Annotated in this window: 9 protein-coding genes; 6 read left to right on the forward strand and 3 right to left on the reverse strand. The window is 71.5% G+C overall.

Annotated features, from left to right (window positions below; all coding sequences use genetic code 11):
- Both ACFW2G_RS32325 and ACFW2G_RS32330 read right to left on the reverse strand, forming a co-directional pair.
- On the reverse strand, positions 1–278 hold a 278-nt coding region (locus ACFW2G_RS32325), incomplete at its 3' end, for an RNA polymerase sigma factor (protein WP_384681128.1).
- 394 nt (positions 279–672) lie between these two features.
- Complete coding sequence (locus ACFW2G_RS32330; protein WP_384450280.1) at positions 673–1848, reverse strand: alpha/beta fold hydrolase; 1176 nt, start codon at positions 1846–1848, stop codon at positions 673–675.
- 571 nt (positions 1849–2419) lie between these two features.
- Here ACFW2G_RS32330 and ACFW2G_RS32335 point away from each other — a divergent pair.
- The 6 genes from ACFW2G_RS32335 (at position 2420) to ACFW2G_RS32360 (ending at position 9541) form a co-directional block, all read left to right on the forward strand.
- A complete protein-coding gene (locus tag ACFW2G_RS32335) occupies positions 2420–2728 on the forward strand; it encodes a hypothetical protein (protein ID WP_008742356.1) in 309 nt (102 codons plus the stop codon).
- A gap of 103 nt (positions 2729–2831) precedes the next feature.
- Entirely contained in the window at positions 2832–3665 is an 834-nt protein-coding gene (locus ACFW2G_RS32340) for a hypothetical protein (RefSeq protein WP_384583473.1), read from the forward strand.
- Positions 3655–4974, forward strand: coding sequence for a hypothetical protein (locus ACFW2G_RS32345; RefSeq protein ID WP_384583470.1), 1320 nt, complete (start codon positions 3655–3657; stop codon positions 4972–4974). The genes ACFW2G_RS32340 and ACFW2G_RS32345 overlap by 11 nt, the downstream gene beginning before the upstream one ends.
- Positions 4971–6533, forward strand: a complete 1563-nt coding sequence (locus ACFW2G_RS32350; protein WP_037924555.1) for an SCO6880 family protein — start codon at positions 4971–4973, stop codon at positions 6531–6533. Before ACFW2G_RS32345 ends, ACFW2G_RS32350 begins: the two co-directional genes overlap by 4 nt.
- An 18-nt stretch (positions 6534–6551) precedes the next feature.
- Positions 6552–7973, forward strand: a complete 1422-nt coding sequence (locus tag ACFW2G_RS32355; RefSeq protein WP_037924553.1) for an ATP-binding protein — start codon at positions 6552–6554, stop codon at positions 7971–7973.
- A 2-nt stretch (positions 7974–7975) separates the two neighbouring features.
- Positions 7976–9541, forward strand: coding sequence for a type VI secretion protein (locus ACFW2G_RS32360; protein WP_384583467.1), 1566 nt, complete (start codon positions 7976–7978; stop codon positions 9539–9541).
- Here the strand turns inward: ACFW2G_RS32360 and ACFW2G_RS32365 are convergent.
- A complete protein-coding gene (locus ACFW2G_RS32365; protein ID WP_384583464.1) occupies positions 9538–10104 on the reverse strand; it encodes a GNAT family N-acetyltransferase in 567 nt (188 codons plus the stop codon). The genes ACFW2G_RS32360 and ACFW2G_RS32365 overlap by 4 nt on opposite strands.
- Between the last annotated feature and the right edge of the window lie 224 nt (positions 10105–10328).

A 10328-nucleotide genomic window follows, 5' to 3' on the forward strand; every position in this document is an offset into this window, starting at 1 on the left:
GCCCAGGACGATGACGGGTTCGGTGCGGGGCGAGGGCTGCGGCAGTGGTTGCGGGCCAGGTTCGTGGTGATCCCCAGGAGCCAGGGCCGGAGGGATCCGCCCTCCGGATCGACCGTGCCGCGCAGCCGCCACGCCTCCATGAAGGCCGCCGACATGACGTCCTCAGCGACAGCCCAGTCCCCCGTCATCCGGAAGGCATGGTTGTAGAGGGTGCGGGAGTAGCTGTCGAACAACTCCGCATAGGCGTCCGGATCCCCGGACCGCACCCGAGTTCGCATCTCTGTGGTCACTCCTGTCGGCTGTCCGGCACCCACGACCGAGTTCCCGTGACCCGCGTCACAGCCACCGCACAGCCCACGAACACCCTACGAACCCCACCACCCCCCAGAAACGCCGCCCCGGCGGGCGACGCACCCGTACCGCCCACCCCCGACGCCTCGACACCGCCCGCCCGGCGCACGCCCGACCGGCCTCGGGACCGGCGTCCGGACGACGCAGCGGACAGGGGCGCCGCCCGGTAATCCGGTCTCCGGCGATCACTCTCCCGACAGCACCACCGGCCAACCGCCCGGACTCCACCCGGACCGCGAAACCGCCGCCCCGGCAGCCCGACACCGGCCGCCCCGCCCGACCGGCGGTCGGGCCGGCCTCGCCGACCCTCCCGACGAGCGATCAGACAGCGGCCCCCTGGCCGCCGGCCACCCGCGCCAGAAAGCCCCGCACCGCGGCGAAGTACCCCTCCGGATCCCCCTCCCGCACCGCGTGTCCCGTCGGCAGTTCCACCAGCCGCACCCCCGCCCTCCGTACCGTCATCTCCCGCGCGTGCTCCGCCGACAGCACACCGCTCCGGTCCCCCCGCACCAGGAGCGTCGGGCTCTCCACCCGCAGCCAGTCCTCCCAGTGGTCGCCGTTCAGCGCCTGCTGCGACGCCACCATGTCCTCCACCTCGAACGCGGTGCCCCACCCGTCCGGATGCTCCCGCAGCGCCCCCTCCAGATGCGGCGCCGCGCTCCCCACCCCGGCCAGGAACCCGGCGCGGGTCGCGGCCCGCCGCGGCCAGGCGCGCGCGAACGACAGGTCGCCGTCGACCACCGCCCCGATGTCCTCGACGATCACCGCCCGCACGAGATCGGGCCGCCGCGCGGCCAGCTGGTAGGCGTTGACCCCGCCCAGCGAATGCCCCAGTACCACCGCCGGCCCCAAGCCCACGTGCTCCAGCAGCGCGGCCGCGTCCGCGACGTACCCGTCCCGCGTGTACTCCCCCGCCCGGTCGGAATCCCCGTGCCCGCGCTGGTCCGGCGCGATCACCCGCCACGCCGGGCCCACCTCCCCGGCCAGCCGCTCGAATCCGGTTCCCGCCCCGAAGTGCCCGTGCAGCGCCAGCAGCGGCACGCCCGGCCCCCCGAAGTCCGTGTAGGCCAGGCGCCGCCCGTCCCCAGTCACCATCACCCCCGGCAGCGGTCCCAGCTTGTCGATCACCCGCTGCCGCAGCAGCTGGTACTCCTCCCAGCGCCGGCTCAGCCGCCCGCCCGGCCGTTTCACCACCCGTCCGGGCGTGACCGTCTCACCCCGCCGGAACTGGTCCCTCGTCAGGTCGACGCGGATGCCTCCGGGCAGCAGGTTCCACCAGTGGTAGCCCTCCTGCCGGCCCTCGTGGAATACCTCGCCCAGCACCAGGTCACCACCCACGAGGTCCTGCACGACCAGAGCGGTGATGTCACACTGCCCCCAGGCCGGATTCTCCGAAGTCCACGGCACCCGGCTGATGTCGGTCGGCTCGGTGGTGTCGGCGGACCATCCCGCCCTGATGGCCGCCTCGAGATCCGCAAGAGTCCAGGTAGTCGTCATCCTTCCAGCCTGCCGCAGCCCACTGACAACGCCGCGGCCCCGGCGGTTCGGGAGACGGGTGCCCGCGGCACCGCCCGGGTGTGCGGTTCGGCGACGGCGGACACGAGGTCTCGACGACGGCCCCGGCAGGGGTGACCACCTCCGCACCGCCCCGCACACGGAACCCATCCGCCGCTCCCCACGTCGTACCACCTGACGACGTGGAGCTTCGCCCGCAACCCGGGGCCCGGCCGGATGGCTGACGGAATGTCGGACATATGTCAGCGGGTCGGCCCAACGACACGCGGCCCCGCTGCTCCGAACGGCGGCCCCTGACCCCGCCCCCCGTATGCCGAGAGGACAATCATTGCCCGGCGTCACCCCCCGTGATACACAGAGTGACCGCACGTTCTTGCGTACGGACGGCAGCCCGACCCAGGTCAGAGCGCGGAACCCGGTCGCGGGCCGCGAGATCGGGTAAAGAGAGCCGACAAGTCGACGACGACGGCGGTTTCATCAGCGAAGATAGTGCGTGACCCCTGCCGTCGGGCAGCGGGCATCCGGAACTACCCATACAGGGGCGGTGAGTTACATGATCCTGGCAGCCGAAAAGGGCGACATCACCACCATCATCGGCGGAATCGCCCCGAACTGGGGGCCGTTCGGCAGTCTCGGCAACGAAGCGAAGGTCATGATCGAGGTGGTCATGGCCGTGGCGATCCTCCTCTGCCTCGGCATCGCCATCTGGGGCGCCGCCAAACAGCGCATCGGCGCGACCGCCCTGCGCGACACGTTCAGCGCGGAACAGGGCAAGGGCCTGATCGTGGCCGGCCTCACGGGCGTGTTCATCATCGGCTCCCTCGGCACGCTCTTCACGATCGTCTACGGAATGGCCGTCTGACCCGACCGACCAGCGGTGGCCCCGACCTGATGAGGACTCACCGCACCGCATCCACGCGGGAACCAGCGCTACCGTCGTACGACGCGGAGGGGGCGGAAACCCAATGAGCAACGACGACCGGTACGGCGGCGCGGCCGGCCACGGCGAGATCGGCGGCACGGGCCAGACCCGCACCCGCCTCCCCGAAGCCCCCGCCGACCCCTACGGCCCCGCCCGCCGCACCTCCCGCGCCCCCCGCAGCCTGGTCACCGTGGTCGGCGTGGTGGTCCTCCTCGTCGCCGCCATCGCCTTCGCCAACCAGACCCCCGACACCGCCGACGACCGCCCCTCCGACGACGCCCCGGCCGCCGCCTCCACCGCCGCCACGGGCACGGACCCGGTCACCGGCAAGACCGCGGGCATCCCGAAGGGCTTCGCCCACGACGAACAGGGCGCCCAGTCGGCGGCCGCCAACTACGCCGTCGCCCTGGGCTCCGACGGAATGTTCAATCCGGCGCGGCGCCATGCGATCGTGGATGCCATCGCGGAAGAGAGCAGCCGCACGAGACTGCAGGCCGCCTTCGATGCCGACTACTCCGCGGGCCTGCTCGCCCAGATCGGTCTCACCAAGGACGGCTTGGCCCCCACCGGTTCCACGTTCGTCAACCGCACCGTCCCAGCCGGCGCCACGGTCAAGACGTTCTCCTCCGGAGCCGCGTCAGTCGACGTGTGGTGCATCGGCATGTTCGGCCTGACCGGCGACAAGTCCACGCGTCCCGTCACCAGCAGCTGGTTCACGATCTCGATGGCTCTCAAGTGGAACGGCTCGGACTGGAAAGTGGTCGAAACCTCGCAGAAGGATGGCCCCACGCCGGTCACCGGCGACGTCCCCGTCTCCACCTCTGACGAAATCGGCAGCGCGGTCACCGGATTCGGAGGGTTCACCTATGCCCGGTAGCAAGCGACCCTCGCTCCGAAAGATCGGTGCGATCACCGCGTCCGTCCAGACCGCGGTCGTGCTCCTCGCGGCACAGGCGATGGCCGCGCCGGACCCGACCCAGACTCCCGCTCCCTCGCCGACCGGGAGCAAGGACCCGTGCTCGCTGATCGCCGGGCCCGCCAGGGAGTACTGCGAGCGCGGCGAAGGCGGAGCCCCCCGTACGGGCCTCGGGCCCAGCGACCCGGCCGACGCCCTCAACCCCCTCGCCTCCCTCGCCAAGGGCTGCGCCGACGCCGCCGCCTGGATCGTCACCAAACTCAGCGAAGCGGTCAACGGCAGCGCCAACGTCGACTTCACCAACGCCGCCTTCCTCAAGCAGTACGCCGTCGTCTTCGCCGCCTCCACCATCCTCACGCTCGTCCTGTGGCTCTTCGCCGTCGCCAAGCGTGCCGTCCGCGGCGTCCCCCTCACCACCGCCCTCTCCGAGGCCATCGGCTTCCTCTGGCTCACCGTCCTGGCCTCCGCCTTCACCCCCCTGATCCTCTACACCGTCGTCTCCGCCACCGACGGCGTCACCGAGGTCATCGCCTCCGCCACCGGCGGCCAGACCGACGTCTTCTTCGGCTCCTTCTCCGAGGCCCTCAAGAAGGGCAACGACATCGGCGGCGGCCCGATCATGCTGATCGTCGTCTCCCTCGTCACCGTCCTCGCCGCCGGCATCCTCTTCCTCGAACTCTTCATCCGCGCAGCCCTCCTCTACGTCGGCGCCCTCCTCGGCGTCGTCGTCTACTCGGGACTCGTCGACCGCAACCTCTGGGGCCACGTCCGCCGCTGGGCCGGCATCATGATCGCCGTCATCCTCGTGAAGCCGGTCATCGTCATCGTCCTCGGCCTCGCCGGCGCCCTCACCGGGGAACAGGGCCCGAACGCCTTCTCCGCCGTCGTCACCGGCCTCTCCATCATCCTGCTGGCGATCTTCGCCTCCGCGATGATCTACCGCTTCGTCCCCGGCTTCGGCGACGAGATCGCCTCCGCCCGCTCGAACCGCAGCAAGGCCACCGACGGCGCCCAGGCCGCCGCCGTCATCAGCTCCCCGGCCTCCCTCGTCTCCCAGGGCATCAAGACCCACAGCAGCCGCGGCGCACACCGCGGAGGCGAAGGCGGCGGCAGCGCGCCCCGCCCCGCCAACCCCCTCTCCGGAGGCGTGGCCGCCCACAGCAGCCGCCCCACCACCGGCGGCGGGGGCGGCGGCGGATCTGTCCCCTCCGCCGCACCCCCGCCCCGCACGAGCTCGAGCACGAGGAACACAGGAGGTGACGGGCGTTGACGACCCAGTCCCACCAGCTGCACCCGGTCGCGCCCCGCCGCACGTATCTCATCGGCCGCGCCCGGCCGAACGCGATCGTCGGCAAGAACCGCGAGACCGGCGAGATCGCCCTCATCATCACGGGGGCGTTCTTCGGCATGATGAGCGGACTGCTCGTCCCCGACCTCACCCTGCGCATCGTCAGCCTCGTCGGCTTCCCCGCGCTCGCGCTCGCCGCCGTGTACGTCCCGTACAAGGGCCGCACCTTCTACCGCTGGTTCGAGATCAGCCGCAGCTACAAGCGCACCCTCCGCCGCGGCACCACCTACCGATCCGGCGCCATGGAAGCCGGCGTCCGCGCCGCCGACGGCCGTGAGGTCGAGGTCGGCCCGCCCCCCGGCATCGGCCGCATCAACTGGCTCGCCGCCCCCTTCGGCCCCGACGAGATCGCCGTGCTCCTGCACGCCGACCGCCGCACCGTCACCGCCGCCATCGAGATCGAGGGACCCGGCGTCGGCCTGCGCGACAGCGAGGACCAGGAAGCTCTCGTCGACCGCTTCGGCACCCTCCTCAAGCACGTGGCCAACGGCGACGGCTTCGTCACCCGCCTCCAGATGCTCGCCCGCACCCTGCCCGCCGACCCCGACGCCCACGCCAAGGACGTCGCCCAGCGCGGCGACACCCAGGCCCCCGTCTGGCTGCGCGACTCCTACGACCAACTCCAGTCGATGGTGTCCACCTCCTCCGAGCAGCACCGCGCCTACCTCGTCGCCTGCATGCACTACACCCGCGACCTGGCTGCCGAAGCCGTCACCATCGCCCGCGCCGCCACCCCCCGCAAGGGCCGCAAGCTCGACCGGGACGCCGGCCTCGCCATCGTCATGGCCCGCGAGCTCACCGACATCTGCGCCCGCCTCGCCGAGGCCGACATCCGCGTCCGCCAGCCCCTCGGCCAGGGCCGCCTCGCCTCCCTCGTGCACTCCATGTACGACCCCGACCACCCCATCGACCACATCCAGGCCATGACCAAGCGCAACGCCTGGCCGGCCGAACTCGACGCGGTGGAACCCACCTACCTCCAGGCCAAGACCCGTGAGTCCTCCACCCGCGCCCCCTGGTGCCACGCCACCGCCTGGGTCAAGGAATGGCCCATGACCCCCGTCGGCGTGAACTTCCTCGCCCCGCTCCTCGTCCACACCCCCGACGTCATCCGCACCGTCGCCGTCACCATGGACCTGGAACCCACCGAGGTGGCCATCGAGCGCATGCTCACCGAGAAGACCAACGACGAGGCCGACGCCTCCCGCGCCGCCAAGATGAACCGCACCGTCGACCCCCGCGACATCGCCGCACACGGTCGACTCGACCAGAGGGGTGAAGATCTCGCCAGCGGCGCTGCCGGAGTCAACCTGGTCGGGTACATCACGGTGTCCTCGCGTTCACCGGAGGCCCTCGCCCGCGACAAGCGCACCATCCGCGCCTCGGCCGGCAAGTCCTACCTGAAGCTGGAGTGGTGCGACCGCGAGCACCACCGCGCCTTCGTCAACACCCTGCCGTTCGCCACCGGCATCCGACGCTAGCTGGAGGGAAAGCCGCCCATGCGAGATCCCATGACAGCGCTGACGGACGCCTTCACCAGCTTCCTCTTCGGCAAAGTCGAAACCACGCGCCTGCCCGTACGCACCTCCACCGGGCAGGCGCAAGCCGTCTACCTGCCCACCGCGGCCCCCGGCCTCGGCGACTCCGGCGTCATCATCGGCCGCGAGGTCTACAGCGGCAAGGGCTACATCTACGACCCCTTCCAGCTATACGGCCAGCAGCTCCCGGCCCCCCACTGGCTGGTCCTCGGCGAATCCGGCAACGGAAAGTCGGCCCTGGAGAAGACCTACGTCCTGCGCCAGCTCCGCTTCAAGGACCGGCAGGTCGTCGTCCTCGACGCCCAGGGCGAGGACGGCGTCGGCGAATGGAACCTGATCGCCCAGCAGCTGGGAATAACCCCCATCCGCCTGGACCCGATCGCCGCCAACGACTCCGGGATCCGCCTCAACCCCCTCGACCCGGCCATCACCACGACCGGCCAGCTCGCGCTGCTCCGCACCATCATCGAAGTGGCCATGGGCCACGGCCTCGACGAACGCGCCGGCTTCGCCCTCAAGGTCGCCCACGCCCACGTCGTCGACAGCATCCGGGACCGCCAGCCCGTCCTGACCGACATCGTGGAACAACTGCGCCACCCCGAGGCCGAGTCCGCGCTCGCCATGAATGTCGACATAGACGATGTCCGGGCCTGGGGCCTCGACGTGGCACTCGTCCTCGACCGCCTGGTCGACGGCGACCTGCGCGGCATGTTCGACGGCCCCACGACCGTCGGTATCGACCTCGACGCGCCACTGATCGTCTTCGACCTCTCCCACATCGACCGCAACTCCATCGCCATGCCCATCCTCATGGCGATCGTCGGCGTGTGGCTGGAGCACACCTGGATCCGGCCTGACCGCAAGAAGCGCATCTTCCTCGTCGAGGAGGCCTGGCACATCATCAACAGCCCCTTCGTCGCGCAGCTGTTCCAGCGCCTCCTGAAGTTCGGCCGCCGCCTCGGCCTCTCCTTCGTCGCCGTCGTCCACCACCTCTCCGACGTCGTCGACGGCGCCGCCGCCCGTGAGGCCGCGGCCATCCTCAAGATGGCCTCCACCCGCACCATCTACGCTCAGAAAGCCGACGAGGCCCGCGCCACGGGCCGCGTACTGGGCTTGCCCCGCTGGGCCGTCGAGATCATCCCGACCCTCACGCCCGGCATCGCCGTCTGGGACGTCAACGGCAACGTCCAGGTCGTCAAACACCTGATCACCGAAGCCGAACGCCCCCTGGTCTTCACCGACCGCGCCATGACCGAGTCCTCCGCCTCGGCCGGCCTCCCCGCCGACCTCCTCGCCGCCGAGCTGGAAGCGGAGGAACGCGCCCTGTCCATCGAACGCAGCCGCGGCAGCGGCAGCCCCGGATCCGCGACCACGGTGGCCTGACCATGCACGACGCACGACGTACGGATCCCTCCACCCGCGGCGGCGGGATCCCGGACGGCCTGCTGGTAGCCCTCCTGGCCTTCCTCCTCGGCCTGGCCGTCCTCGTCTGGACGGCCACCGGCCTGGCCGCCCTCTTCGCAAGAGGCTCCTGGCCCGACAGCGTCACCTTCACCCGGACCCCGGCGGCCGTCCGCGCCCTGACGGCGCAGCCTCACGACATCCCGGCGGCCTGGCCCGACACCGACCCCGCGGCCCTGTCCGGCTGGGGCCTGTTCTGGGGCCTGTTCGTCAGCCAGCTGCTGGTCCTCTTCGTCCTGACGGTGTTCGTGATCGGTGTGGTGGCCCGTACCAAAGCGCGCCGCGCTCGGGCCCGGCAGGCCGCCCGGCCCCCCGCACCGCACGAGCCGCCGTCCCTGCCCCCGCAGTCCAAAGAGGCGCCGGAGCCCGTCACCCTCCTGGCACCCGCGCCCGCGCAGCCGACGCCGGCCGCCTCCCGTCCCGCCGCCGCACCGTCCGCGGCGCCGGTCCCGGCAACAGCCCCTCCGGGCCCGCCGGCGACCCACGCCGGCCCGACCGACGAGGCCTACCGCTACGGCTTCGGCTACGCACCCCGGCCGGCACCCACCCCCGTCGCCCCCGCCCCCGCCCCGCACGACAGCACGCACAAGATCGCCTACGGCGGTCCAGACGACCGGCTGCGCGCCGCGGCAGCCCGCATCGGCGAAACGGAGGGGGCCGCCCTGGTCGTGACCTCCTCCCCCGCCCTCTGGGCCGAGACCAAGGACGCCCGCGCCAAACTCGGCCCGGTCCTCCTCTACGACCCCTCCCACCTGTGCGACACCCCGGCCCGCATGCACTGGAATCCCGCCGAGGGATGCGCCGACCGCGACACCGCCGCCGCCCGCGCGGCCGCCCTGCTGGCCCCCGTACGCCCACAGGCCCGGATGGACACAGCCGTGGCCGACACCGCCGAAACGCTCCTGCGCAGCTGGCTCCAGGCGGCCGACCTCGACGACCGGCCGTTCAAACAACTCCACCGCTGGGCCCAGGGCACCAGCGCCCAGGACCCCGTACGCATCCTGCGCACCCACCCCCAGGCCGCGGCCGGCGCAGCCGGAGAACTGGAGAGCGCCCTCACCGCGCACCCGGAACGCCGGGAGCTCGCACTGAACCTGACGGCTCGTGCCCTCTCCTGCCTGACCTCCATCCACATCCGGGAGGTCTGCAACAAGAACCGAACGGATTCGCTCACTCTGGCTTCGTTCCTGGCCGAAGGGGGAACCCTGTATGTGGTGGGTGAAGCTCTGGAGGACCCTCGCACCCACCCGGGTGCGATGCCGTTGCTGACCGCACTCGCCTCTCACGTGGTCGAGCACGGCCGCCGCATGGCCGCACGGTCATCCCACGGTCGGCTCGACCCACCACTCTCCCTCGTGCTGGACGACGTGGCGGCCGTGGCCCCGATCCCCCGGCTCCCCGAGCTGCTGACCGGCGACACGCTCCCCGTCCTCGCCCTGTGCCGCAGCCGCGAGCAGGCCCGCTCCCGTTGGCCCGGAGCCGAGTTCTAAGCAGTGGCGGGCCGCCGGATCACGTACTCCAGTTCCTTGGCAGCCGGGTTCCCGGGCACGGGCAGCACGGTCCCCGTCGCCTCGAAACCGTACTTCCGGTAGAAGGCGCCGGCCCGCGCGTTGTCCTCGTGCACGAAGAGCCGTACGTGTTCCAACGCCGGCTCCTGCAGCCCCCAGGCCCACTCCAGCGCGGCCGCGAACAGGGCCTCGGTGAGTCCGGTCCCCCGCTGCTCGGCCCGTACAAACACACCCACGATGTGTCCCTGCGTCCGTTCGACGGACTGGTCGAAGAAGTCGACGGTCCCGCCCTCCTCGACGAGCACGGACACCGTACCCACCCACCGCCCGTCGGCGGCTTCCGCGACGAACTGCCGGGCCACCCGCCCGTGCGACGCCCCCTCGGCCCGCCTCTGCCAGAACTCGTCGGGGTGCCCCTCGGCCTGCTCCACCGTCTCCAGGAAGGCCACCGGTGCCACCGGGTCCTTGAGCCCGGCGATCCTCAGCTCCTTGACCTTCTCCCAGTCGTCGGCCCGCACCGGGCGTATCACGTGCTGTTCGTCCATGGGCGGAGAGCCTAACGACCCGGCCTCCGGACTTCACCCGTGATTCCGCTCGGCAGCGCCATCATCGAGCAGCGCTCCGTCCGGCCCTCGCCACGCCTCGACCTGAGGTTGCGAAAAGGCTCACTGTTGGTGAACGCGGAAAAGCCCCGTACCAGAAGGTACGGGGCTTCCCCACAAAAATTGTTCGGCGGCGTCCTACTCTCCCACAGGGTCCCCCCTGCAGT

Source organism: Streptomyces sp. NPDC058880 (assembly GCF_042742535.1).
Taxonomy (GTDB): Bacteria; Actinomycetota; Actinomycetes; order Streptomycetales; family Streptomycetaceae; genus Streptomyces.